Genomic DNA, 25076 nt, shown 5'->3' on the forward strand with positions numbered 1-25076 from the left:
CAGGCTCGTTTCCCGACGCTGCCGCACATAAGACGGCGGCATGATTTCCGGGACGGTTCATAACGACAGCTTGTTCGAGGTGAGACGTCTTCCAACCTATGGGTTGCAAGACGTCTCGGCGCGCACCGCTCCTTCAGATTAAAATCCTTGATAACTCAAAGCTAGGACTTTCTCGTAACCATGTGCTGCAACCAATTACGTAAAATCGTTACGCCGCTGTCTGTGACTGTTAGTTTCGTTTGGCGGTTAATTGCACCAAGGAATGGCGAGTCTAGGTATACCCGATGACGAGCGTCGAACGAGCAGCATCGACCACCTCATCTGTGATAGTCGTGAGCTCATTGATCTTCATGACGCGTTCTATTTGAGCGAAGAGCCTGATGATTAACCGGAAATTGCCTCGGGTCACGCGAAGAATGGCCCCGACAGCTTGCGCGTCAGTGAAATCATCCATATTGAGCGTCAGCCCAAGTTTCGTCCACCACCGTTGCAGGACAAAGACTATTTCTTCTTGCCCAAGCGCTTTGTACTCATGGGCAAACCCAATACGGCTGTAGAGCTGCGGATACCGGCTGAACTGCTTTTCCATCCCGGGCATACCAATAAGAATCAATGCGACTTGGGTACGGTCATGAAAGTCCCGCAGATACTCCACAGCAACAGCGTTCAGGCGTTCACACTCGTCAACGATAATCAGCTGGACGTTCCCGGGCCGGTCATGGGGCGGTGAACTGCGATTATTCTGATTGATCAAATGTTCATCAACACAGATGCTTAATCTCGTAGATACGACTCGTAGTTCAGATTTGAGCAGCTTCGCTGTGGTCATGACTTGCGGGTTATAGAACACCGCACGTTTCCGATTGCACATCGCATACATCCGTTCATCCTCGTCAGTACGCGGCCCCCAGTCTTGAAGGAACGGCTCCAACTTGTCCCAACTCGCATAGGCCCGAGCTGAGTTTGTTTTGCCTACGCCAGCTTGGCCAAAGCAAATACCGATAGTTTTCTGCCGCCTGACCGCGTCCGCGAACTCTATAAAGCGACGGTGTTCTTTGGTCACGATGAGTTTAGAGCTTGCCATCAGCTTCCCTCCTGGTACGTGCGCAGCTTCTTCCTAGTTGATGGCGCGGCGCTCGTCATAGGATCTTGTTCCGTATCTGTGTTCACCTGTGTCGGGGATCCGAATGACAGTTTGAGGTTGATTTGATTCCTTAGTTCTCGCTTTCGAGCATTGCGTGCGGCTTGTATATCTTTGAGCGTCACCGTACTTGATTCATGTTCAGGATCGACCGCTTTACAAATAAGAGAGTCTCGGTGAAACACTCGGATTTCCGAAATGTCCCTGGGGTCATAGCGAATGGTGACTTGCTCTCACACATAGGCTGCCAATAAGGGGGAAATGTAGCGAAGTCCTTGAAAGTGGACTCCATCGCGGTGCACCATTCGTGGTTTGGCCACGGTGAGCAACAGAACGTTCAGAGCGTCAATGGACTCGGGTAGGCGTGGGAGCCAGCCTTGATTAAGCCAGGCTATTGTAGGAGCCGTTTTCGTTTCCGGGTGTGTTCGTTGGTGATAGGTATCGGTAATGAAAGACCTGATCTTGCTGTCTAGTTCATTGAGCGTGAGCTTGGGTGGTGAGGATTGTTTACCGCGGATGATGTGCCCTGGCAGCGTCGGCAGAATTTCAGTATTGAGTGTTCCGAAGATCCGTTCAATTTTTCCTCGTCCCTGCGGTCTGGCGACCGCTGAGTAAACAATCTCGAAATGCAAATCCTTAGCCGTTTGCGCCAGGTGCAAGCTGGTGAAATCGGTGCCGTGATCAACGTAGAGCCGATCGGGTATCCCGCACATTGGCCAGGTTTGCTCGTTCTTGGGCCAGATAGCGTCTCGAAGTGCCAGTGACGTGAAGAATGCAGAGGGTGCACCGAGAAACACCATATAGCCGCATACTGCTCGTGAGTAGTCATCGAGAATTACGGTCAGCCATGGACGGGCCGGCTTCTGGTTCGCATCAAGTATGAGAATATCCAGCTCGGTGTGATCGGCCTGCCAGACTGAATTCGGTTCCTCGGCCCGGTGCCGCCACACCAGCTCATATTTATCCCGGTAAGCCACTGGCCCTTGAAGCGCGAGTGTTCGCAGTGAGGGATCGAGGTTCTGTACGATTGAACGAACACTGCTATAGGAAATACCTGGCCATCCATTCTTTTTGGCCGCCATGCTGGACTCGCGGTAGATCTGAGCGATGCTTTGTACTGGTGTTTGTAGCGCTGAACGTTCAATAAACGCGACCAGCTGCGGGTGGATTCTCGATTCCCGGCCAGCCGGCGCAGCAGGCAGTAACCCAGCGATTCCGTCGTTGGCATAGGCATTTTTCCATCGCTGCAAGGTGCGCAGCCCTACACTGCTTTCATCCGCTAACTCAACGAGGGTTTGCCCACCGTTGATATGCCGGGCAAGGATGTCCCATCGGTTGGCGGCTGTTTCTTCGCGCGCCTGATGACTCGCTGGTTCAGGCCGTGCACCATTCGAAGGCATGGCTACATTCTGAACCTTGGCACGGTCTGAGGTCGAGGGTTTTAGTCTTGGGTTGTTTTCGACAAAGCACGATAGACGGTGCTTCGACTCACTCCCAGCACTTCACCAATTTGCGCTAGGGTCATTTCCTGCTGCTCATAGAGTTGTCGGGCGGTGCGCAGCTTATCGGCAGTGAGCAACGCGGGACGGCCTCCGACTTTGCCACGGGCGCGAGCTGCTTGAAGGCCGGCCTTTGTGCGTTCTCTGATCAGATCCCGTTCGAACTCGGCAAGTGACGCGAAAATGTTGAAGACTAACCGTCCACCGGATGAGCTGGTGTCAATGTTCTCTTGCAACGAACGAAACTCAATACCCCGTTGCTGCAAAGTATCAAGGTAGTCAATCAGATGCCGGATGGACCGTCCCAAGCGATCGAGCCTCCACACCACCAAGGTATCGCCCGGGCGCAGCTGATCTATCACTGCGTCCAGTTCGGGGCGAGACTCAAGTGCACCGGATGCGGTATCGGTGAAAATCCGATAGCACCCAGCAGCAGTAAGCGCGTCGTGCTGCAACCGAGCGTCTTGATCACCAGTAGACACTCGCGCATATCCAAGAAGATGTCCCATGCCTTGAAATGTATCAAAACTCGTCAAGCATCGATAGAACTGAAACATAGATTATGGAACTGAGTTTTGAACCCTTATGCGAGAAGTTGACCCTTGAATTTTCAACTGAAATGGCGTGATGTGATTTCGGCATTTTCAGTGTGTCAAAAACGAATGTTTTTGCTCTGCTCTAAAAGAGCTTGCAACAATAGTCATCCGTCAAACCTAATCGAATCACGACATCGTTCCCTGGCAACTCAAAAATGGCCGGCTTGGACGCAAGCAAGGTGGTCGTCGACCATTTCGATCAGGCCCAGCGTTCTGCATTTACCGATTGGCAAATTAGCGGTGGTGCTTAGGGATGCGGCCAGCTGCTTCAACTGCGTGTTCTGCCAGCAGGACCGCTTCGCGGATCACGCGCATTGGGTGGGCATCAACGACGGCATACAACACCTTGGTCCCTTCGGGCCTGGTCGTCACCATTCGCGCCATCCGCAATCTGGCCAGGTGCTGCGATACGCCTGAAGGGGATTTTCCAACCAGCTTGGCTATTTCGCCTACTGGAAGTTCCCCCTCGGATTCCAGGGCATCCAGAATCCTAATCCGCGTGGGGTCCGAGAGAATCCCCAGGACCTCTGCGGCAAGCTCTACGAATTCTGGCTCAATCGGGTGCAACCCATCATTACTGTTCGCGTGCATACGCATATACTTTCATTTAAGGTGCCTTTTCTCAATGAACCCGCCAAAACCATTCCCAAGCACAAGTGAAGGATTCGATGCTGAGTGAATCAGCAAGCTCAATACCCTCTATTATCCGTCAACGACAACTCGCCACCCCCACGGCGAATCGCCATCGACGTAGCACGCGCACTGGCAATTATCGGTATGATCGCCGTCAACGTCGGCCCTCAGCAAGCCGATGACATCATCGGCAAGATCTTCATGCTGCCCTTCGGCCGCGCATCCTTGCTCTTCATGGTCCTCGCCGGTCTTGGCCTGGGCATTCTCACCCATTCATCTAAAAACCGCTCGAAGCAGGAAATCCGCCTGACCATCATCTGGCGTGCAGCACTGCTCTTCCTTGCAGGACTGATCCTGCAGCAAATCAATCACGGGGCCAGCGTCATCCTGACGGTGTACGGACTCCTCTTCCTGTGCATTCTTCCACTCACACAATGGCGCACCCGCACCCTGGCCATCCTCACCGCTGCACTAACTTTCGTAGCGCCCTTGCTCTGGATTACCGTTTTATCGCTCCGTGGCCTGGAATTCCAGGGCATTCCCATCACGCTCGATGCCAACCCACTGCACGTGATTGACGGAATGATCCTCACCGGCCCCTACCCAGCCATGATCTGGATCGTCCCGATCCTTGCCGGATTGACGCTTAGCCGACTGAATCTCTCGAACAGGCGGCTTCAGCGAACCATGATGGTTGGCGGCCTGGTGCTCACGGTGGGAAGCCTCGCGGTATCAAGAGTTTTGACCGCAGTTACCGGCATAGACCCGACAGATGGCGGGTTTGCCCGGCTTTTGGCCAGTTACGATCATTCCCAGGCCCCGCTGTGGCTCGTGTCCGGGATCGGTTCAGCCATCGCCCTTTTAGGTTTCTTGCTCCTCATCGAAACTTGGCTGTCTCGCCGCGCTGAGGCCTTGGCAAACCTCGGGCGGCTGTCGCTCACCATGTATGTCGCCCATTTGATCCTCATCGCGATCTTCGTGCGCCCTGATCCGCACACAACTCCTGAAGGCATTGCCTACGCGCTGCTTATTTCGATCTTCTGCATCGTCTGTGCCCACGCGTGGGTGGTAATCCGGGGCCAAGGTCCGCTCGAACGGTTCTTGCGGCCCCCTCTTTTCCTTCGCCGGCTCATCGATTCATCCCGATAAGGAACCAGATGACACAGCACCAGCGCTTCCCTATGCGTCACTCAAGGCTGCTCGTTGGCTTGTCCGCCGCGCTTGCTCTCGTGGCCGCCTCCATTTTCCCAGCCTCCCCGGCCTTCGCCCATGAGGGACTGGTATCGGGGACACCTCAACAAGGCTCAACGCTGCAGGGTGCTCCGGCCCAGATGAAACTGGAATTCACCGGGCCGCTCCAGGAAATGGAAATCTCAGCATCCAACCAGATCGAGGTGGTCGATGAAAACGGCCAGTCCGTAGTCAAGGGAGAAACCAAAGTCGACGAACAATACTTGATTGCCGACCTGGAAATCACCACCAACGGCACCTATGCCGTCTCCTGGCGCGCATTGTCGGGGGACGGGCACCCGGTCGCCAACGAAGGACCCTACACCTTCACGGTCAATGACCCCGCGCTAGAAGCCGCGTCGGCCTCATCAGCGGCACCGACCCCGGAACCCAGCGCCACCAGCTCGAAAGTTTCTGCAGAAACGGGCGCCGCTGCGCGCATTGAAGCATCCGCCCCCGCCAAGGACCACTCTTTCTGGTCCCCCGGGCTCATCGGCCTGACCATCGTGGTACTTCTGGCCGTAGCACTCTCAGCATTTTTCCTGGCTCGCAAGCGCCGCAATACCCAAAATCCAGGGGGCTAATAATGATCTCGCCAACACACACCAACGTCCTGCGCCCCAAGGCGCGGAACTCGAAGGTCCTTGCAACTCTCATAGGTACCGCGCTTCTTATCAGCAGTTGTTCAGCGGTACCAGAAGAACGCTTGGAAGGATCATCGCCCGTACCTACCCCCCAAACACCACTCAGCCAGATAGGTGTAGCAGCTGGCCATCCCGATGCAGCGGAAATCGGAGTTGATGTCCTGGAAGCCGGAGGCAACTCGGTCGATGCCGCCGTCGCCACCGCATTCGCGGTCTCCGTGCTTGAACCCCATGCTTCAGGCATTGGCGGCGGCGGCGTCAGCCTGGTCGCTGTCCCCGGTGCTAAACCAGCGGCATTCGACTACCGCGAAGTCGTCGCCGAAAACGGGAAAATTCCGGCTTCCGGGACCGGGACCCCGGGATTTGTTGACGGAATGTGGACCTTGCACCAAAAGTATGGAGAGCTGCCCTGGGAAACGTTGCTAACCCCAGCAGCAGACATTGCACGTCAAGGATTCAAGATTCCCAAATTCCTCAGTGAACGAATGAATGATGGCGTGGGCTCGCAAGTAGTGTCCCAATACCCGCAATTCCGCAACTCCAAGGGCACCCGCGTCCTCAAAGAAGGCGAACTCCTGGTCCAAGATGACCTCGCAGATACCATCGAAACACTAGCTGCCTCGGGCCGGGACGCCTTCTATACCGGAAGCATCTCCAAGAAGCTCACACAAGTTGAAGGCCTGGACTCCAAAACACTTAGTAAATATCGCACGGAAGAATTCACGCCTGTCCAAGGGCAAGTTGGCCAATACACTGTTGTCAGCGCGCCACCGGCCTTGCCAGGAGCAGGTCTCATCCAAATGCTGCAGCAAGCCGAAGGTGCTGGCATTGCCGAAGACGCCCCTACCTCGGGAGCATACGCTGAGAAATTGATGAGGGCCTGGAGCAACGCCAATGAAACGGTGACCACGCAATTTGGCGACCAGCGATTCACGACCGTGGATACCGAAGAAATACTCGATCGCCAAGCCAACCTCGATATTGGCAAAAATTTTGAGGAATCCGCCAACACCAAGACCCCTTCAGGGCCAATCGATCCCGGAAACACTACGCATCTGACGGTGGTCGATGCCCAGGGCATGATGGTTTCGATGACCAACACGATCACCAGCTTCTGGGGAGGGACAAAGAGCGAAGTTGTCGGAGGATTCTTCCTCAACAACCAGCTCAGCCGCTTCAAAACCGTGGATTCACCCGCGAACCAGCCTGAACCAGGGCGAAAATCAGTCACCTGGTCCAACCCCACCATGGTTCTCGATCAGCAAGGCCGCCCCGTGCTGGGCTTGGGGAGCCCTGGAGGCCAGCAAATCCCCAACATCCTCTCGGCGGTCCTGATCCCTGCATTGCTCCACGAAACTCCGCTCCAAGAAGCAATCGACGGCCCCCGCTACCACCTCCAGGGGGGCGCCTTGGCCGTGGAGGGATCCGCATCCGCGGACATCCTCAAAGCAGCCAAGAAGCAGGACTGGAAAATCCGCGAAACAAAACGTGTTGATGGCATTTTCGGATCGGTTCAAGCCCTGCGAATCAACTACGAAGACCGCAGCCTCACCGGAGCCACCGATTCGCGCCGCGACGGCGGCCACGTCGTACGCGACGCGCCAACCCCATAACCAGGCGGCCCCTAGGGACAACTAGGGGCCGTCTTCTTTGCCCTGCACCTTAATGCTATTATCTACGCATGAATGCATATAAGCAGATATGCGGCTTAGATCCTTCCTCGGAGTTCGTCGAGCTCTCCGCCGAAGTATTCGGCATCCTTTCGGATCCCACCCGCATTAAGATCATCCTGGCTTTGCGCAAGGCTAACGAACTATCCGTCAATGCGCTGGCCGAACTGGTGGAAAAGAAACCCGCGGCAGTCTCCCAGCATCTCGCCCGCCTGCGCATGGCCCGGATGGCTTCCACCCGCCAAGAGGGCACCAAAGTCCTCTACCGGCTCACCAATGAACACGTCGTCAATCTTGTCGCCGAAGCAGTCAAACAGGCCGAGCACTCGGTAGCCAACGGACACACCCCGTCACACCACCACCGCGCCCAGGCATAATCCGGTCCTCACCTAAGGTTCAAACCATGCTCGCAGTTCTTCGCCACCCGGCCTATGCAAAACTTTTCAGCGCCCAGATCATTGCTCTGGTCGGCACCGGGCTGCTTACCGTCGCCCTGGGCCTGCTGGCCTTCGACGTCGCCGGGAGCGATGCCGGTGTGGTCCTCGGCTTGGCCATGACCATCAAAATGGTCGCCTATGTCGCAGTGGCACCTCTCATCAGCGCGCTAGTCGCCCACATCCCTCGCAAACCCCTGCTGATCGGTGCCGACGTGGTTCGCGCCCTGGTCGCGGTGTGCCTGCCATTCGTGAGCGAAGCCTGGCAAATCTACGTGCTGATTTTCGTGCTGCAATCAGCTTCAGCCACCTTCACCCCAGCATTCCAAGCGATCATCCCCTCCATCCTGCCCGAGGAACGCGAATATACCCGCGCCCTGTCGCTCTCACGCCTGGCCTACGACATGGAATCACTCATCAGCCCCATGCTCGCCGCCATCCTGCTGACGGTCACGAGCTACCACAACTTATTCCTTGGAACCGTCGTAGGATTCGTCAGCTCCGCAGCGCTCGTCGGGCTTACGCACTTTCCCGAGGTTGAGCCTCCAGCCAAAACCAGGTTCTTCCACCGTCTCACCGCCGGAACCAGGGCTTTTTGGGCGCAGCCCGAATTGCGCAGCCTCATGGCGTTGAACCTTGTGGTGGCCACGACCACCGCAATGGTCATCGTGAACACCGTAGTCCTGGTCAAAGGCGAGCTAGGGCGATCGCAATCAGATGTGGCGCTGCTCCTCGGTGCCTACGGGGCCGGGTCAATGATCGTGGCGCTCAGCGTTCCACCGCTGCTGGATCGATTCCCCGATCGCCGGGTCATGCTCTGCGGCGCAGCTTCCCTTCCCCTGTTGCTGCTGGGCTCGGCCGCGATAATTCATTGGGGGCAAGGGGCAAGCCAGTGGATCCAGCTCCTGTCCCTGTGGTTGCTGCTTGGCGCGGCCACGGCAACCATTTTGACCCCCTCTTCCAGGTTGCTTCGCCGCAACAGCACAGAGCAAAATCGGCCAGGAATCTTCGCCGCTCAATTCTCCTTGTCGCATGCGTGCTTCCTGATCACCTACCCCTTGGCGGGGACGCTGGGAGCTGCACTCGGATTAACCAGTACTGCCTTGATACTCGTGGGAATCGGTCTGGTCGGCACCGTACTTGCCTTCATCTCCTGGCGCACACCACGTCCCTCATCTGTGCTGACGGCGTCAGACGAGGCGTCTTGACAATCCAGGTGCTACGCCGATCTCCTAGCGCCGCAGCACCGTCAGCATGAGCACGACGGCTAAAGTTCCATTTCGCGTAAGTGCTTGATGTGACTGTTAGCTTCACTGGACGCACTTATCACCGTCATTCTCACTGTTATTAACCGCCAAATGAAACTAACAGTCACACCGCTGTCCGTTGCGAGACACATTTAGCCAACACCTCACGCATCAACCATGTTCCCCGCTGCCATGAAGGATTGCTTAGACATTTCGCCAACGGTTGCTCATCTCGCGGTACTGACTTCTGTGGAAATTCAAGTCGTAATTAATTCACGTACTTCTGGCAGACCCATCCTGCACGCGCCAGAGCAACTTTCGTTAAATGACCACAAAGGAATCGAACGCGAATAGCCCAGCAAGCGCGGGCTATGAACCAAACGGTTACAGCCCCACCCATTCGGAGCTGCCGGAGGTGAAGTGCTGCTTCTTCCAGATCGGGACCTCGGCCTTGATGCGTTCCACCAGGTTCTCGATTGCGTCAAACGCTTCCTTGCGGTGTGCTGCTGCCGAGGCAGCCACCAACGCGGCATCACCGATTTTCAACGGACCCACACGGTGCACAGCCGAGAGCTTCAGTCCCGTGCGTTCCTCCTCCTCCGCGATGATTTTCTCCAAGAATTCTTGGGCCTGCGGGTGATGTGAGTAGTCCAGCGAGTTCACCGGCTGTCCGCCATCGTGGTTGCGGATGATCCCGTGGAAGAGCACCACCGCCCCGGCGGTATCGGACTGCACCGCGGTGCGTACCGCAGCCTCGTCGATGGGTTCTTCGGTAATCAGGGCATAGCTCATAGTCAGACTCCTTCAACGTTTGAGGGTTCGGCCAGCAGGTTCGGGGCCAGGGCCGCCAAGGCAGGAATTCCACCCTCAAGATAGTTTGCATTTATTCCGCGTCCGGCCAGGAATGCTGCGGCTCGCTGCGAGCGCGGCCCGCGGGCACAGTACACAGTGACCTGCCCGGGAATCTGATCCAGTGCCGCGCCAGCTTCAATGGCGGCTTCCAATTCAGGCAAAGGCATGAACAGCGAACCGGCAATGTGCCGTTCGAAGCGTTCATCTTCATTGCGAACATCCAACAGGACTGGTGCTTCACCACCAGCGAGCGCTTCGGCGAGCGCGGCAGCGTCGATGCCTTGCACTTCGGGCAGCGATCCGGAGCAGAAGAGCACGTAGTCGATCAGCTCAGTCACTTCTGCGGCTTGCGGGTCACGGGAATATTCAAGGGTGCGGGTGTTGGCGGCCAGTGCGTCATAGATCAATACCTTGCCCACCAGCGGGGCGCCGATTCCGGCAATCAGCTTCAGCGCTTCGGTGGCCAGCAGTGAACCGATGGTTCCGCATAATCCGGGCAGCACTCCCCCGACCGCGCAGTCCGGCACCGTCCCCGGGGCTGGTGGCACCGGGAAGAGATCGCGGTAGCCCGGGCCGTGCTCGTGCCAGGCCACGGAGACCTGGCCGTGGTGCTGCAGGATTGATCCCCAGATCAGCGGGATCCCGGATAATTGCGCGGCATCATTGCTGAGATAGCGTGTCGGGAAGTTGTCACTTCCATCGATCACGAGGTCATAATTCGCAAAGATTTCCAGCGCATTGTCCGAGTCCAACCGCAGCGTGTGCTCGATGATTCTCACATTGGGGTCCAACGCGGTGGCTGCCTGGGCCAGTGAAGCGGTCTTAGCAACCCCGATATTTGCAGTGGTGTGGGTGATCTGGCGGTGCAAATTTGATAGCTCAACTAGGTCATCATCAACTATCCCGACCGTGCCCACTCCGGCGCCGACCAGATACGGGATGCAGGCACTGCCTAGCCCACCGGCGCCGATGACCAGTACCCGGGCCGCTGCCAACCGGCGCTGGGCGAGGAGATCAAACCCGGGCAGCGAGAGTTGACGCGCGGCACGTTGCCGCTGTTCGTCGCTCAGTTCAGCCCCGGGGCCAACAAGGGCTGGAAAGTCGAGTTCGCTCATCATCGTGTCCTCCGCGCACCGGCGCGATAGCATGAAGTCATGTCGAAGATTACGATACGCTACTTCGCTGCCGCCGCCGCGGCGGCGGGGACCGAGCAGGAGCTGTGGAGCAAACCAGAAACCCTAGCCCAATTGCGTGCAGAGCTCAGTGAAGCCTACGGCCCGGCGATGGCCCAGGTACTGCGTGCCGGAAGCTTCCTGATCAACGGCGTAGTCCGGCGCGACGCCGGTGCGTTGGGCACCGATGAGCCGCTGACCGTGGACGTACTTCCGCCCTTTGCGGGCGGATAATCCATGTCCTGCACCTTAGAAAACCATCGCACCGAGCTCGAGGCGCTATTGCGCCCGGTATTCAACTCCTTAGGTACCCAGGTACTACCGGTGGCAAGCGCCGAGCTCTGCGACAAGGTCACCAGCGAAGATCTTTTTGCCGCCTTGCCCATCCCCGCCTTCACCAATTCGCAGATGGATGGTTATGCCGCACGCAGCGCCGACCTGCTTGCGGCTTCCTCCACCACCCCGGTAACTCTGCCTTTGGGCTTCACCGCGGCAGCCGGAGACCGGCAGATCCCGCTCCAGCATGGCACCGTGAGCCCGGTGATGACCGGGGCGATGATTCCCCAGGGAGCAGACACCGTCATCCCCGTGGAAGAAAGCGTCCTCGGTACTTTTCCGCAACTGGTTCGTGCGGGCCAGGGCACTGCCAGCGGCCACGCACAGTTCACCGCACCCAGCGCCCCTGGACGTTTCATCCGACCGGTCGGCGTTGATCTGGAAGCCGGAGCTTTGGTGGCAAGTGCCGGCACCCGGCTGACCCCCACCATGATTGCAGCTCTGGCGTCCAGCGGACTGCGCGAAATCCCGGTGCGCCGGACACTGACGGTGGCACTGTGCACCACCGGCGACGAACTGGGCGGCGATAACCCAGCCGAAGGCCAGATCCCGGATGCGAACTCCCCGATGCTCGCGGCCCTGCTGCGCCGCTATGGGGTGGAAGTGCGCACCGCCCAGTTGCCAGATGACCCAGACCGGTTCGCGGCGGCTATCGACCAGTTGCAAGAACACGTCGATCTGATCCTCACCGTAGGTGGGATCAGTGCCGGCGCGTACGAAGTGGTCCGGCAAGCGCTCGCCGGGCGCGGAGGAAATTTCCACCATGTGGCGATCCAGCCCGGAGGGCCACAGGGCTTCGCCGCGCTGGAGCACTCAGTAGTGCTGTGCTTTCCGGGCAACCCGGTCAGCGCGTTGCTCTCGGTTGAACTATTTCTCACCCCGTTGCTGCGCGTCTTCAATGGACTGCCTGAACCGCAACCGGAGCACTTCCCCTTGGCGCAAACAGTGAGCTCACCGGAACATAAGCACCAGGTGCGCCGAGCCTTGATCCGCGATGGCCAGGTCACCATTCTGGACCCGGGATCCCATCTGGTCCATGACCTTGCCCGCGCCGACGCGCTGGTGCACATCCCGGTCGGAGTCAGCGAGCTGGCCGCCGGGCAAAGCGTTGAAATTTGGAGAATGAATGTCTGAGAAACTCACCCACCTGCGCGAAGACGGCAGCGCTCATATGGTCGATGTCAGCGACAAGGCTGTCACCAAGCGTGTGGCTACCGCCGAAGCTATCTTCGTCACCCGCCCGGAGGTCATTAAAATGCTGATGACCGGAGACCTGCCCAAGGGCGAAGCACTGGGCACCGCGCGGGTCGCCGGAATCATGGCCGCCAAGCGCACCTGGGAGCTGATCCCGCTGTGCCACCCGCTGCCCATCTCCAAGGTCTCCATTGACTTCACTGCAGAGGATTCGGCCGTGCGGGTTACCGCGCAGGTGACCACCAAGGGTGTGACCGGGGTGGAGATGGAAGCCCTCACTGCTGCCAGCGTTGCGGCACTGACGCTCTATGACATGGTCAAGGCCGTGGACAAGCAAGCTGAGGTCCGCTCGGTGAAGGTGTTGGCTAAGTCTGGTGGAAAGAGTGGTGACTGGGTTCGTGGAGACTGACCGTAGCGCTGCGGTGGTTGTCGCCTCCACCGGTGCCGCAGCAGGAACCGCGACGGATAAGACCGGGCCACTGATTGCCGGGTGGCTGACCGAGCATGGTTTTGAAACCGGTGAACCACAGGTAGTTGCCGATGGGCAGCCGGTGCGTTTTGCCGTAGATGAGTTGCTGGCTCGTGGCGTCCAAGTAGTGATCATCACCGGCGGGACAGGGGTCTCCCCCGATGACCAGTCCCCCGAAATGGTGGCTCCGTTGCTCGACGTGCAGTTGCCCGGAATTATCGAGGCCATTCGCCGCCGCGGCGAAGCCTCAACACCGCTGTCCATCATTACCCGCGGGGTCGCCGGGTTCGCCGGGGACTGCTTCGTGATCACCTTGCCAGGTTCCACCGGCGGGGTGAAGGACGGGTTGGCCGTGCTGGACCCAATTTTGGAGCACCTGCTGACTCAGCGCAGCGGCGGCACCGGCCACGGTCCACGCTAATGATCTTTGCACTAGGAAGGCTGAACGATGAGCGTTGAAGCTGGTATCTACCAACATTTTAAGGGCCAACGCTATGAGGTGCTGGCCGTGGGCCGGCATAGCGAAACCGAAGAGCCACTGGTCTTCTACCGCAAGCTCTACGATGACTACAGCTTCTGGGCACGCCCCTTGTCGATGTTCGACGAAGTGATTGAACGTGATGGCTATAAAGGTCCACGCTTCACCCGGATCGCTTAGTCAACCCGTTGGTAAGGCATACTCGTGGCTACTGCGAATCAGCCACGTTGTAACGGCTTAATGCGGCGGCGAATGAGGAAATCTGCTCTTCACTCCAGTCTTTCAAGCGTTCGCTGACCGCGGCCCGATGCACGGCGGCAGATTCCGCTAACCGGTTGCGCCCTAAATCCGTTAGTTCTAGCACCCGACCGCGGCCCGCTTCGGCATCGTCATAGGCGGCATAGCCTAGGTCCAGCAGCGTGCCAACCTGCCGGGAGACCGTCGAGCGGTTCAGTGCGAACGCCTCGGCAATATCGGTGGCCCTGGTTCCGGGAGTATCGGCGATAAATCGCAGGAGTGAATGTTCCACCAGGCTCAGCGGTTCGGCTAGGTGCCGGGCACGCGCATTGGCACGTCGGGTGATCATTTGCATGTGGTGGTAGACGGATTGAATATCGGTCTCGCGCTGTTCCCTGCCCATAGTTCGAGTCTAGTACGTGGCGCAAAGATCAAATCTCAATGTTGCATAATGCAACATTAAGAGTAATCTTTAATTTTGATGACTCTCACCGATACCACCCCGCCTAAAATTCCTTCCTCCAAGCACGCAGGCACGCCCGCACCGAAGAAGTCCCCCGCAGCTAAGCCCGCGAAGCTTGGTTGGGGAAAGCTGGTCTTGACCATGCTGATCCCATTCTTTCTCTGCGCGGTGATGGGCTTGTTCTACTTGGGCGCATTCCATGCACCCACCCCTCACAACGTTCAGGTGGCGGTGGTTGGCGACTCCGCACAGATCAAGGTCTTCGCCCAGTCCCTCCAGGACAAGGCCGACGGAGCCCTGAACGTGCGCACCGTCACCGACGCGCAGACCGCCAAGGAACTTGTCGCACAGCGAGAAATCGTGGCGGCCTACGAAACCAAGGATTCCACGGCAACGCTCTTTGCCTCCAGCGCGGCGTCGGAAACCTCGCTCAATATTGCCCAGAAGATATTCATGAATCTAGCCTTTGAGCAGAACCAGCGATTCCACATCGAAGATGTGGTTCCTACCGGGGAACAAGACACCACCGGACAGGGGCTATTCTTCTTGTTAGTGGCGCTCAGTATCGGCGGTTATGCCAGCGCGGTTCCGCTCGCTGGCTTCATGAGCAAGGTCAAGCTTCCGATTCGCTTTCTTATGGCTGCCGTCGCGGCTGCCGTGGTAGCCACGATTGCGGTGGTAATTGCAGGACCGGTATATCAGATCATCAACAGTCACTTTGCCGGCATCTGGCTGATTTCATGGGTCTACGCGGCAGGCATCACCCTGCTAGGCCTAGGCCTGCATCCACTTTTGCGGCACTGGACCACACCGGCACTGACCCTGTGCTTCGTCGCCTTGAATTTCACCAGTTCTGGCGGGATTTTTCAACCAGAAATGCAGCCGGGGTTCTACGGCGCACTGAACACTTTCTGGAACGGGGCGGGGTGGTTGCACGCGGTGCAGACCCTAGTCTATTTCCCGGACCAAGCACTTGGCATGGATATTTTGCGACTCATCTTGTGGCTCGTTCCCGGTGCGGTCTTGATTATTTTGACCCACACTTGGAGCGTGCGCAATACCCGCTTGGCCAACGAGAAGGCCACGATCAAGGAAGTCGAAGAGACCGTCGCGGTCTAGCTGAACTCATCCAAGTGCATATTCAATAGCCGGTTCACCCCAAGGTGGCCAGCTACGCGGTTAGTTGCGCAGCGCCGCCGAACGGGCGGCACCCAAAGCAGCGTGCAGCCCGTCTACGGCCTGGGCCATCACGGCAGTACCCACGTCCTGAAATGACCCCATGCCTCCGCGGTAAAGCTTCAAGGCTTCGTTAGCCGATTCGCGCAGCTGCGCAGGGGTTTCGATGTCCGCGAAAAGTGAATCGAGCCAATCGGCCGTGCGGGAGCGCCGCGAATCCCGGTCGTGCACCACTGCGCGGTGCAGTGTTGCGATCGCCTCGCGTACTTCGTCCAGCGTTTGATTCAGCGTAGCCATGGCACCAGATTACCCTTGCGACTGGCGCCGAAGCTGGGAATGCCATTCACCAACAGAGGCGACCGGCTCAGGCCTCGTCGCCCTGCAGCGCACCTAGGCGCGAGGCGACATGATTGCGCACGTCGTTCAGCTCATCCATGTTGATACCGTGAGCCAACCCAGGGTAAGTCCGCTGCGTCAAGGTCGAGTGCCGAGGCAAGAATTCGGTGGTGCGCTCGATAGCTATCGGAGCGATCACGCGGTCTTCGGTGCCGCGGCCCCAAAATACGGGCGGAAGCTGTTCGGCGAGTATAGCGTCCGCCGGCTGCTCGCCACCGAGGACAAAACCGCCAAGGATCGTAGTGGCCAGCACGCGTTCCGGACGAGTTCGCAGCAGCTGGCTTGCCATCAAGCCACCTTGCGAGAAGCCGATGGGGATGATCTTCGTTGTCTGATCCAGATTGGCGTCGATCCAAGCCCAGATAGCCTCGGTAGCGGCTTCGACCGGGGCCACATCGGGCACTCCCGGGGTGGTGATCTGGAACCAGGCCGCGCCGCCTTGCCCCAGTTCCACGGGGGCTCGCAGCGAAGCCCACTGCAAGTTCAGACCTAGCGGTGCCTCAAGCGAGCAGAGGTCACTTTCGTTGGAGCCGAAACCATGCAGAAAAATCAACACGGCTTCGGAATCCGGGGTGCGATTCCACTTTTCGGATCGCACGTCGCTCAATATTTTGCCCATGGCGGGTCAACTCCTCATAATGATGCCCGGGTCGCGCCCGGAAAATGCAAAGATCGCACAGGCACGTCGCCACGGAAAATCTTCGATATAACAACCATACAGGAATTAGTTGAAGATACAATCAATTTCCCGAAGGTCTACCGATCACCTGGCTCAAAGGCAAAGTGAACGGTAGCGCTCAGCGGCTTGCCGCCAAGGCTTCACGCACCTGTTGCGCCGCGTTTAATAGTTCAGGCAAGAACTTCTGCGCGGACTGCTCGGCCGTTTCCGTCGTATTCGGGCGCACACTCATGGACACGTTTAATGCGGCCAGCACCGTGTGCTCCGAACCAAAAACGGGCACAGCCACCGAACGCAACCCAATTTCCAGTTCTTGATCTACCACCGCGAAACCTTGCGTGCGAATCTTTTCCAATTCCTGGAGCATTTCCTCACGGTTATCGATCCCCAATCCGGTGACCGAGTGGATGCCTGCGGTCAGCACGGATTGTTGCACCTGTGCAGGCTGGTAAGCCAAATGCACCCTGCCCATGGAGGTGTTCACCGCCGGGAAGCGGGTACCGACCGAGATACCCACGCGCATTATCGAGCGGGTGTGGACGCGGGCAATATAAACAATGTCAGAACCGTCAAGCACCGAGGCCGAGGCCGATTCATGCACCTTGGCCGACAGTTCTTCCAACACCGGCTCGATCAGCTGCGGCAAGGTAGCACTGGATAGATAGGCGTATCCCAGTTGCAAGACCTTGGAGGTTAGTTCGAAGTACTTGCCGTCCGAGCGAACATAACCAAGATCTTGCAAGGTCAGCAAAAATCGGCGCGCGGTGGCGCGCGACAGCCCGGTCAGCACGGCAACTTCTGAGAGCGTCATTGACGGGTGCTCAGCATCAAAGCTGCTGATCACCTGAAGTCCGCGCGCTAAAGACTGCACGGACGTAGTAGTTGCGGCCTGCTCGCTCACGGGACTCCTTGCACAAGCCGTGATCACGGCCCGCTGGTATTGAAAAAGTGGGGGTGCCTTACACAAAATATTGGTAAAGCACCCCCACTAATCTACTGTGTTTTTAGGCTTTGGTCAGTTCAACCGGCAGCTTGGACTGCAGTTCTTCGAAGCTGATTCCGTGCGAGGAACGCACGAAGACCTTCCCGCCGCGCAATTCAAAAATTGCCACTTCGGTGTAGATCCGCGAGACACAACCCAGACCGGTGACCGGGTAGCTCAGTGCTTCGACAAGCTTTGATTCACCGGTCTTGGTGAACAGGCTCATCATCACCCAGGTCTGCTTCGCACCGATGGCTAGATCCATGGCGCCACCGACGGCAGGGATCGCGCCCTCGGCACCGGTGTGCCAGTTGGCCAGGTCGCCAGCTTCGGAAACTTGGAAGGCTCCAAGTACGCAGACATCCAAGTGTCCGCCGCGCATCATCGCGAAGGAATCTGCGTGATGGAAGAAGGAAGCTCCGGGAAGCTCAGTCACCGGAATTTTGCCCGCATTGATCAGATCTTCATCGATATCATCCCCGGTGGCTACCGGCCCCATACCCAACATCCCGTTTTCGGTGTGCAGGGTCACGCCCTGCTCACTGGTCAGGAAGTTGGACACGTTGGTCGGCTGGCCGATGCCCAGGTTCACAAAGGCGCCGGACGGAATATCCGCGGCAACCGTCTGAGCCATGTCGTCGCGGCTGAGTTTTTCTTGCGTGTTGGAGTAGTTGCTCATTATTTGTTCCCTCCAAGTGCCACAACGGTATCTACATAGATGCCCGGGGTGATGACGTTCTCCGGATCCAGGTCGCCAGCTTGGACGACCTCGTCCACCTGCACAATGGCCTGCTTGGCGGCGGTGGCCATGATCGGACCGAAGTTACGCGCGGTCTTGCGGTACACCAGGTTGCCCATGGTGTCGGCCTTCAGCGCCTTGATCAGTGCGAAGTCCGCATTGATCGGGGTTTCGAGCACATAGCCCTTGCCGTCGATGACGCGGGTTTCCTTGCCTTCGGCCAGCAGCGTGCCGTAACCGGTCGGGGTGAAGAAACCACCGATGCCGGCACCTGCGGCGCGGATACGCTCGGCCAAGTTGCCCTGCGGAACCAGTTCCAGCTCAATTTCACCGGCGCGGTAAGCCTCATCAAAGTGCCACGAGTCCGACTGGCGCGGGAAGGAGCAGATAATCTTCTTCACCCGGCGTTCCTTGATCAACAACGCGAGGCCTGCGTCAGCCTGCCCGGCATTGTTGTTCACAACCGTCAAGTCCTTGGCGCCGCACTCCATGAGTGCATCGATCAGTTCCATCGGCTGGCCGGCGTTGCCGAAGCCACCGATTAGGACGGTGGAGCCGTCCTTGATTTCGGCGACGGCGTCCGCCGCCGAGTTGGCTATACGTGGTGCCATGTTTCTGCCTTTCTAAAGATTTGGGGACCGAAGCAGTTGGACTACTTGGTAGCGTTTTCGTTCTCGATGACTACTGCCAGCCCCTGGCCAACACCGATGCAGATTGCTGCGACACCGTAGCGCTGACCGGATTCTTGCAGACGGCGTGCAGCGGTACCGAGGATGCGCAATCCCGAAGCACCCAGCGGGTGGCCGATCGAGATAGCCCCTCCCCAAGCATTGACGATGGTTGGGTCGATATCCCAAGCGCGGATGCAGGCAAGGGACTGCGCGGCAAAGGCTTCGTTGAGCTCAACTACGGAAATATCGGTCCATTTCAGACCGGCCTTGGCCAATGCCTTATTTGCTGCCTCTACCGGGGCAAAGCCGAAGAACTGTGGATCCAAGGCAAAAGAAGCGTTGGAGACGATGCGCGCCAACGGCGCTGCGCCCAGTAGCTCGCCGCCGCGGGCGGACCCGATGAAGGCTGCCGAGGCGCCGTCGTTCATTGGCGAGGCGTTGCCCGCGGTGACCGTGGCATTCTCGCCGGTGCGGAACACCGTGCGTAGCTTGGACAGGGATTCTGCGGTGGAATCCGCGCGAATGGTCTCATCGCGGGTCAGCTCGGTTCCACGCTTGTTCGCTGGTGGAACCGAAACGACGAGGTTGTCATACTTACCGGCGTCCCATGCGGCCGCTGCCTGCTGGTGGGACAGGGCCGAGAATGCGTCCTGGTCTTCACGGGAGATGTTGTGCTTTTCGCGCAACTGTTCGGTGGCTTCACCCAAGGACACGGTCCACTCACCGGGCATGGCCGGGTTAACCAGGCGCCAGCCCAAGGTCGTATTGGCCAGCTCGAGGTTGGACATCGGGAAGGGACGCTCGGTCTTTGGCAGTACCCATGGGGCACGGCTCATGGATTCGACTCCGCCAAGCAGTACCAGGTCCGCGTCGCCGGTGGCGATCTGGCGGGTGGCTGCGATGGCTGCGTCCAGCGATGAACCGCACAGGCGATTCATGGTGGTGCCCGGCAGGGAGGTAGGCAAACCTGCCAGCAAGGTACTCATGCGTGCAACGTTACGGTTTTCTTCGCCGGCACCGTTGGCGTTACCGAAGATTGCCTCGTCAATGGAGCTGGTATCGAGCTTGGGCGCGCGTGCCACGAGCTCGCGCACCACGTGCGCGGCCAAGTCATCGGGGCGGTGGGAGGAAAGCGCTCCGCCAATTTTTCCGAAGGGGGTTCGAATTGCGTCGTATAGGTAGGCCTGCTGCATGTATCCACTGCTCCATCGCTATATCTTGTTCACATCGTGAACTTAAGTTCGTGATATGAACTTTAGCAGTTGATTGTCTTCGTTTTCAAGAGGTTTGAGCAAAGAGCTTCTACGGAAGCCATCGCTGAGCAACGGCAGACTGAGCGGGTTTCCAGGTGTTGCGTGGATTAATCCACCTTCGGTTTGTCCTGGTCTTCAGGCTCAGCACCGTGAGGTTGCCCGGCAGCATCAACGCGTGGCACCACGCCGGTCGCCGGCCTTGGCGGGGTCAGCACCGAGGCGGAATCATGTTCGGTGGAGTACTTCAAGAACGACAGGTGCGCTTCATAACGGTCAAGTACGTCATTGATGACCTGCTCGCGGTCCAAGCCCATCACGTCATAACCTTCGGTTCCGGTTTGAGTGAACACTTCAAGCCTGAAGTACACGTCGATTTCTCGCGACATCGAACGCGCGCCAAACATTGGGACCGGAGCTTCCACCGCTGCCACCTGATAATGGAAATTACGGTGTTCCGGAATATAGACAACCAGCGCATGCTCGGCGATCTGGGTCTGCTCGTTAGGGGTGGTGGTCAGCTCGGCGTGGTAACCGAGCTTCATGAATTCCTGGGCCACATCCTCCAAAGCAGGATGAACTACCTTGTCCACGTAGCGTGCGACCTGCTTATTGGATGGGTAAGAACGCAGCTGCGCCAGACGCTGACGCCAAGTCTTATCCGGGGCCGCCCCGCCATGCGCGGCAGTAGCCCGCCGGCGATTCATCCGGCCCTCACGTTCGGCTCGTTCCATGCGCAATACCTTGGAGAACGAAGCCATCACCAAGTAGGCAATAATCGTCACCGGCAACGCAAAGATCAGCGTGGCATGTTCCATGGTGGTGACGCCCCCGGCCACGAGCATGGCTACGGTAAGCAACGCGGTCAGCAGAGCCCAGAAGATCCGCAGCCATTTGGGTCCGTCTTGTGACGGGTCGGGAATCGTTGAAGAGAAGTTAGACATCACCATCGCGCCCGAGTTGGCGCTGGTCAGATAAAAAAGCAGGCCGGAGAGCGTGGCAAGACCAATCAAGAAGGGAGCTCCGGGGAACATTTCCAAAAGACTGTACCAACCATGTTCTGGAGAGTCGATGGCTTCTTGGGCGAACCCGCTATTGCCGTCCATCACCACCTTCAACGCACTATTGCCGAAAATGGACACGATCAGGAAATCACAGAGCACCGGCGCGGTAATCGCTGCGATCACGAATTCTCGTAACGTGCGTCCACGCGAGATACGCGCCAGGAACATGCCCACGAAGGGACCCCACGCCAACCAGAAGGCCCAGAAGAATAGCGTCCAGCTGGCCATCCATTCAGAACCATCGTCCTGATAGGCGAAGGTCTGCAAGGTTCGTTCGGGAAAAGTGAAGATAAAACGGCCAATGTTCTCCACCAAGGCGGTCAGCAGGAACGAAGTTTTTCCCGTCACCAATATGTAAAGCATCATTGCCGCGGCAGACCAAAGGTTCAACTCGGAGATAATCCGGATGCCCTTATCAACCCCCGAGGTGCATGCGGCAATCGTCATCACCACGGCGACCACCACCAAGGCAATCTGCAGGCCCAGCCCTTCGGAAAACCCGAAAATCGAGGCGAACCCCACGTTGAGCAGCACCACGCCGATACCCATGGAGGTCGCTACACCGAAGACCGTCCCGACCAGCGCAAAGATATCAATAACATCCCCGGTGGCACCGCGCACCCGTTTCCCCAACAGAGGGTAGAGCGCCGCACGGATGGATAGCGGCATTCCCCACCTGTAGGCGAAATAGCCCATGGCCATGCCCAATAGCGCGTACATGGACCAGCCGGCCACACCGTAATGGAACATGGTCCAGACCACCGCGTCCTGGGCCGCGGCCGCGGATTCAGGGTCAGCCGCAGGCGGAGCAATGAATTGGGTAATCGGCCCGGTGACCGAATAGAACAACATGTCGATACCCACACCGGCAGCAAAAAGCATCGCGACCCAGGTGACTAAGTTGTATTGCGGACGAGAATGGTCCGGCCCCAGACGGACGCTACCTTCCTTCGAGAACGCCACCCACAGAACGAAGAGCACCACCAAGGTGACGGTTAGGACGTAATACCAGCCGAGATTAGTCGAAATCCATGCAACGGTAGTGGCCATCGTCGAAGCGGCATGATCCGGGGTGAGCATCGCCCAAGCGGAAAATGCAATGATGAGCAATGACGAAATCACAAAAACGCGCCAGTTGACCTTCGTGCCGCGTTGCTCCGTGAGTTCTTCAGGCCCTTTGCTCAGTTCTGAGCTGGTCATCGGGGCTCGAAATTCTTCGACAACAGGATTTTTAGGCTTCTTGCTGACGCCAAATTGGCTGCGTTCCACCGTGGGCTGAAGCTCGTCTTTGAATTCGTCCGAAGCGTCGTGGTGATCAGCCATGCAGTCCTCCTAAAGTCAGAGTCCACACTGTGGCTAACGACCCGCATATCTAACTAGCGCGGCATTGGGTCATACAATGCGGACACGATGGCACAGTACACCGTTGGGTCTCTGCAATTTTTATCGTAGGCGGTGCCAATGCCAGGCACCAGCGACCATCAATAAATATCGCTTGCTTTGACTGTTCCGAGAAAAATCCATTTTTCTCCCATAACCACGCCGGCAAGGAGTTTGAGACACCAGCCCGCAACGGTTACGGTGCTCCAACGTTCAAGGAATAAATCTTCCGACATGAGAGTACACCCCTTCACGAGCAACTGCCCTGCTTTTTATTGGACGATTCCTCGGTTCGATACGCACCCTCCACTCCGGCGCAAACGCTGCCGTTGAATATCAATAGCCTCCGTCCCGCTTGCAGGTCTGCCTTTCCCCGAACGGCAACGTCAGGCCCGCGAAATCACAGGTCTCGTCGGCTCAACCCTTCTCATCGAAGTGGCTGGAACGCCGAGACCCGACCACGAAAGAAAATAATTGAACCGAGATCCAAGTCATACCCGGATCTCGGTTCAGAAGCTTACCCACATTCCAGTTCGTGGATATTGATCGTCAAACATGCTCTGAGGCGAAGCAGATATTTCGCCTGCTACTGGGCGCTGTATGCGAGATTGAGTGGCTTCCATCCGGTGTCCTGATCAAATTCCGCATCCGATACAGCAAGCCCACAGATCGAGCCAATGAAATTACCATCCTTGTCGAAGACGATTTCGTTCCAGTTCGCGATGGCTTCCTTGTAGGACACAGCCTCAAACTTATGCGAGGGCTCACCGACCGAGTCATAGGCAGTCCCTGCTTTTCGCAAACTGAACACCCCCTTCGCGCGCATCACGGACGTGTTTTGATACTCCCCCACTCAAAGGTAAGGCTCCACGTCGCTCTACCTCACGCGAAATACATCGATCCGGACCCCCTGGGCAAGGCGTTCACCGGTGCCAAGGAATAACGTGCGGTTCAGCCATGCATAGGGTCCGGATTCATCGGCAGAAAGAGCCGGCACACAACGGAAATAAACACGGGACGGGTCCACGTGCTCTCCCGACATCATGCGCTCAAGGTCCGCAGGGTCAGCCGTGCGTACAGCACGGTTCTCGACCAAAATTCGGTGCCCATCATCGAGCTCAAGCACGTAGTTCGCTTCGAGCAGGGCAAGATCTGCGCTTGGATAGCGTTGGAAGTCTGCCCCGGCATCTAATACGCGTCCCCTCATCTGAGGACCGCTAACGCTACCACCACGAATCGGAGCGACCCGGCGCACGCCTTGCGCGGTGTTGCCGATGGTGATCGTCTCGCTTACCGCAACTTCGATGGTTGCCACGAAGTCCAGACTAGGCGGAGTGGGAGTAATTTCCACGGTTGATCCTTTCGCTTACTTGGGTTCAGCCTACTGCTGGCGCTTCGAGGCGAACTCAAATTCACTGAGAATAACGTACTAAGAAAATGTCAGCTAGCCGTATGGTTACCTCGTCGTGTTACAGCAAAAGGCACTCGTCAAAACCCTGGTTTACAGTAGAGTCATGGCCAATTCGCCCAGCGGGGATTCAATGCTGGATCGCTTAGTGCGGATCCTGGATTCATTTGACTCAGAAAATCAGTCACTGAGCGTCATCGCACTGGCCCGCCGGGCAGAAATTCCCAAAGCCACCATGTATCGGCTACTCGATGAGCTGGTTGGCCATGGTCTGCTGGCGCGGGACAAAGACGGGCAAGTGCGCCTCGGACTGCGGTTGTGGGAGCTGGCCAACCGCAGCACCACCACGCAAGATCTGCGCAAGACCGCGTTACCTTTTATGGAAGACATCAACCAGCTTCTAGGGCAGAACACGCAGCTATCAATGCTCCACCAAGACGAAGTGCTGATCATTGAACGATTGTCCCGTCCTGGCTCCGTAGTCAACCAAGCCAGCGTGGCAGGCCGAATGCCGGTGCACAGCACTTCCATGGGGATGGCACTTCTAGCATTTTCCCGCCCAGAAGTGATCCGCGAGTTCCTGGACCGCCATCGTGAAATCATGAATTCAACCCACCCGAACTTCCGCGCCGAGATGGCAGAGATCAGACGCAACGGATACGCCTCGTTTGACGGGTTCATCGATCCCGAGACCACCGGCGCGGCGGCACCGATCCTGGATAATTCCGGTTACCAAGTTGCCGTGCTTTCGGTGGTAGTTCCCCGCGATTCAACGTCTCTGCAGCCTGCAGCGATGGCGCTACGCACCGCGGCCCGAGGTATTTCCCGAGCGCTGCTTTTGACTAATACCCCTTAGCGCCCCTAGCCTCGGCGCCATGCGATGATCGGCCAAGATCGATGACCGTTCACCGAATCACTCAAGGCCGGTGCGCCGATTTTGACTTCGGAATTCCGGCAGGACTGCTCTGGCGTGTAGCACTGAGCCGCGAAGCGTAACCAACCATTCACTTTTCTCATTCATTGAGACTCTTGGTGC

General features: G+C 57.8%; 28 protein-coding genes and 1 pseudogene. 12 read left to right on the top strand and 17 right to left on the bottom strand.

Translation table 11 applies throughout. From position 1 onward, the window contains the following. Positions 1 to 271 precede the first annotated feature (271 nt). From IEX04_RS16295 to IEX04_RS16310, 4 genes and pseudogenes are all read right to left on the bottom strand, one after another. Positions 272 to 1084: an AAA family ATPase gene (locus tag IEX04_RS16295; RefSeq protein WP_188687202.1), complete on the bottom strand. Its 813-nt coding sequence runs from the start codon at positions 1082 to 1084 to the stop codon at positions 272 to 274. Beyond that, positions 1084 to 2541 (bottom strand): annotated as a pseudogene (locus IEX04_RS16300) (TnsB C-terminal domain-containing protein). Before IEX04_RS16300 ends, IEX04_RS16295 begins: the two are co-directional and overlap by 1 nt. 41 nt (positions 2542 to 2582) lie before the next feature. Continuing rightward, entirely contained in the window at positions 2583 to 3149 is a 567-nt protein-coding gene (locus tag IEX04_RS16305) for a recombinase family protein (protein WP_188687203.1), read from the bottom strand. A 321-nt stretch (positions 3150 to 3470) separates the two neighbouring features. After that, on the bottom strand, positions 3471 to 3827 hold the full coding sequence (locus IEX04_RS16310) for an ArsR/SmtB family transcription factor (protein WP_188687204.1): 357 nt from the start codon (positions 3825 to 3827) through the stop codon (positions 3471 to 3473). A gap of 84 nt (positions 3828 to 3911) precedes the next feature. Here IEX04_RS16310 and IEX04_RS16315 point away from each other — a divergent pair, with 84 nt between their 5' ends. The 5 genes from IEX04_RS16315 to IEX04_RS16335 all read left to right on the top strand — a co-directional run bounded on the left by IEX04_RS16315 (position 3912) and on the right by IEX04_RS16335 (position 9055). Further along, positions 3912 to 5018, top strand: coding sequence for a DUF418 domain-containing protein (locus IEX04_RS16315; protein ID WP_188687205.1), 1107 nt, complete (start codon positions 3912 to 3914; stop codon positions 5016 to 5018). An 8-nt stretch (positions 5019 to 5026) separates the two neighbouring features. Then, a complete protein-coding gene (locus tag IEX04_RS16320) occupies positions 5027 to 5683 on the top strand; it encodes a copper resistance CopC family protein (protein ID WP_188687206.1) in 657 nt (218 codons plus the stop codon). A 2-nt stretch (positions 5684 to 5685) separates the two neighbouring features. After that, positions 5686 to 7356: a gamma-glutamyltransferase family protein gene (locus IEX04_RS16325; RefSeq protein WP_188687207.1), complete on the top strand. Its 1671-nt coding sequence runs from the start codon at positions 5686 to 5688 to the stop codon at positions 7354 to 7356. Between the two features lie 68 nt (positions 7357 to 7424). Next, on the top strand, positions 7425 to 7790 hold the full coding sequence (locus IEX04_RS16330; RefSeq protein WP_188687208.1) for an ArsR/SmtB family transcription factor: 366 nt from the start codon (positions 7425 to 7427) through the stop codon (positions 7788 to 7790). Between the two features lie 26 nt (positions 7791 to 7816). Beyond that, on the top strand, positions 7817 to 9055 hold the full coding sequence (locus IEX04_RS16335) for an MFS transporter (RefSeq protein ID WP_188687209.1): 1239 nt from the start codon (positions 7817 to 7819) through the stop codon (positions 9053 to 9055). 423 nt (positions 9056 to 9478) lie between these two features. Here the strand turns inward: IEX04_RS16335 and IEX04_RS16340 are convergent, their stop codons facing one another. Together IEX04_RS16340 and IEX04_RS16345 are read right to left on the bottom strand one after the other, a co-directional pair. Next, positions 9479 to 9886: a molybdenum cofactor biosynthesis protein MoaE gene (locus tag IEX04_RS16340; protein ID WP_229677207.1), complete on the bottom strand. Its 408-nt coding sequence runs from the start codon at positions 9884 to 9886 to the stop codon at positions 9479 to 9481. A 2-nt stretch (positions 9887 to 9888) separates the two neighbouring features. After that, a complete protein-coding gene (locus tag IEX04_RS16345) occupies positions 9889 to 11064 on the bottom strand; it encodes a ThiF family adenylyltransferase (RefSeq protein WP_188687210.1) in 1176 nt (391 codons plus the stop codon). 36 nt (positions 11065 to 11100) lie between these two features. On the opposite strand from IEX04_RS16345, the gene IEX04_RS16350 reads away from it, so the two are divergent. From IEX04_RS16350 to IEX04_RS16370, 5 genes are read left to right on the top strand one after another with little or no spacing between them, the layout of a single operon-like run. Then, on the top strand, positions 11101 to 11352 hold the full coding sequence (locus tag IEX04_RS16350) for a MoaD/ThiS family protein (RefSeq protein WP_188687211.1): 252 nt from the start codon (positions 11101 to 11103) through the stop codon (positions 11350 to 11352). A 3-nt stretch (positions 11353 to 11355) separates the two neighbouring features. Then, a complete protein-coding gene (locus IEX04_RS16355) occupies positions 11356 to 12588 on the top strand; it encodes a molybdopterin molybdotransferase MoeA (RefSeq protein WP_188687212.1) in 1233 nt (410 codons plus the stop codon). Continuing rightward, on the top strand, positions 12581 to 13057 hold the full coding sequence (moaC, locus tag IEX04_RS16360; protein WP_105677910.1) for a cyclic pyranopterin monophosphate synthase MoaC: 477 nt from the start codon (positions 12581 to 12583) through the stop codon (positions 13055 to 13057). Before IEX04_RS16355 ends, moaC begins: the two co-directional genes overlap by 8 nt. Further along, the gene (locus IEX04_RS16365; protein WP_229677208.1) at positions 13035 to 13538 is read left to right on the top strand and encodes a MogA/MoaB family molybdenum cofactor biosynthesis protein; all 504 of its coding nucleotides are present in this window, start codon (positions 13035 to 13037) and stop codon (positions 13536 to 13538) included. The genes moaC and IEX04_RS16365 overlap by 23 nt, the downstream gene beginning before the upstream one ends. Positions 13539 to 13565: 27 nt before the next feature. Beyond that, complete coding sequence (locus IEX04_RS16370; protein ID WP_096255082.1) at positions 13566 to 13775, top strand: DUF1653 domain-containing protein; 210 nt, start codon at positions 13566 to 13568, stop codon at positions 13773 to 13775. 28 nt (positions 13776 to 13803) lie between these two features. Here the strand turns inward: IEX04_RS16370 and IEX04_RS16375 are convergent, their stop codons facing one another. Next, a complete protein-coding gene (locus IEX04_RS16375; protein WP_188687213.1) occupies positions 13804 to 14235 on the bottom strand; it encodes a MarR family winged helix-turn-helix transcriptional regulator in 432 nt (143 codons plus the stop codon). Between the two features lie 78 nt (positions 14236 to 14313). Here IEX04_RS16375 and IEX04_RS16380 point away from each other — a divergent pair, with 78 nt between their 5' ends. Continuing rightward, complete coding sequence (locus IEX04_RS16380; protein ID WP_188687214.1) at positions 14314 to 15414, top strand: ABC transporter permease; 1101 nt, start codon at positions 14314 to 14316, stop codon at positions 15412 to 15414. 60 nt (positions 15415 to 15474) lie between these two features. Here the strand turns inward: IEX04_RS16380 and IEX04_RS16385 are convergent, their stop codons facing one another. The 10 genes from IEX04_RS16385 to IEX04_RS16425 form a co-directional block, all read right to left on the bottom strand. After that, complete coding sequence (locus tag IEX04_RS16385; protein WP_188687215.1) at positions 15475 to 15768, bottom strand: DUF6966 domain-containing protein; 294 nt, start codon at positions 15766 to 15768, stop codon at positions 15475 to 15477. A 67-nt stretch (positions 15769 to 15835) separates the two neighbouring features. After that, complete coding sequence (locus IEX04_RS16390) at positions 15836 to 16486, bottom strand: alpha/beta hydrolase (RefSeq protein ID WP_188687216.1); 651 nt, start codon at positions 16484 to 16486, stop codon at positions 15836 to 15838. A gap of 178 nt (positions 16487 to 16664) precedes the next feature. Continuing rightward, complete coding sequence (locus tag IEX04_RS16395; RefSeq protein WP_096255077.1) at positions 16665 to 17447, bottom strand: IclR family transcriptional regulator domain-containing protein; 783 nt, start codon at positions 17445 to 17447, stop codon at positions 16665 to 16667. Positions 17448 to 17550: 103 nt separating this feature from the next. Beyond that, the gene (locus tag IEX04_RS16400) at positions 17551 to 18207 is read right to left on the bottom strand and encodes a 3-oxoacid CoA-transferase subunit B (RefSeq protein WP_188687217.1); all 657 of its coding nucleotides are present in this window, start codon (positions 18205 to 18207) and stop codon (positions 17551 to 17553) included. Beyond that, positions 18207 to 18878, bottom strand: coding sequence for a 3-oxoacid CoA-transferase subunit A (locus tag IEX04_RS16405; RefSeq protein ID WP_188687218.1), 672 nt, complete (start codon positions 18876 to 18878; stop codon positions 18207 to 18209). The genes IEX04_RS16400 and IEX04_RS16405 overlap by 1 nt, the downstream gene beginning before the upstream one ends. 41 nt (positions 18879 to 18919) lie before the next feature. Next, positions 18920 to 20131: a thiolase family protein gene (locus IEX04_RS16410; RefSeq protein WP_188687219.1), complete on the bottom strand. Its 1212-nt coding sequence runs from the start codon at positions 20129 to 20131 to the stop codon at positions 18920 to 18922. Between the two features lie 167 nt (positions 20132 to 20298). Next, positions 20299 to 22575, bottom strand: a complete 2277-nt coding sequence (gene betT / locus IEX04_RS16415; protein ID WP_096255073.1) for a choline BCCT transporter BetT — start codon at positions 22573 to 22575, stop codon at positions 20299 to 20301. Positions 22576 to 22733: 158 nt separating this feature from the next. Next, positions 22734 to 22868, bottom strand: a complete 135-nt coding sequence (locus IEX04_RS19045; protein ID WP_256382685.1) for a hypothetical protein — start codon at positions 22866 to 22868, stop codon at positions 22734 to 22736. Between the two features lie 350 nt (positions 22869 to 23218). Next, a complete protein-coding gene (locus tag IEX04_RS16420) occupies positions 23219 to 23434 on the bottom strand; it encodes a hypothetical protein (RefSeq protein WP_141392895.1) in 216 nt (71 codons plus the stop codon). 75 nt (positions 23435 to 23509) lie between these two features. Further along, positions 23510 to 23983 (bottom strand): DUF3237 domain-containing protein, encoded by a 474-nt coding sequence (locus IEX04_RS16425; protein ID WP_229677209.1) that lies wholly within the window; start codon positions 23981 to 23983, stop codon positions 23510 to 23512. Positions 23984 to 24146: 163 nt separating this feature from the next. Here IEX04_RS16425 and IEX04_RS16430 point away from each other — a divergent pair, with 163 nt between their 5' ends. Next, positions 24147 to 24896 (top strand): IclR family transcriptional regulator, encoded by a 750-nt coding sequence (locus IEX04_RS16430; protein ID WP_096255092.1) that lies wholly within the window; start codon positions 24147 to 24149, stop codon positions 24894 to 24896. Positions 24897 to 25076: the final 180 nt, after the last annotated feature.

It is taken from the genome of Glutamicibacter ardleyensis (assembly GCF_014644555.1).
In the GTDB taxonomy this organism is placed as follows: domain Bacteria; phylum Actinomycetota; class Actinomycetes; order Actinomycetales; family Micrococcaceae; genus Glutamicibacter; species Glutamicibacter bergerei.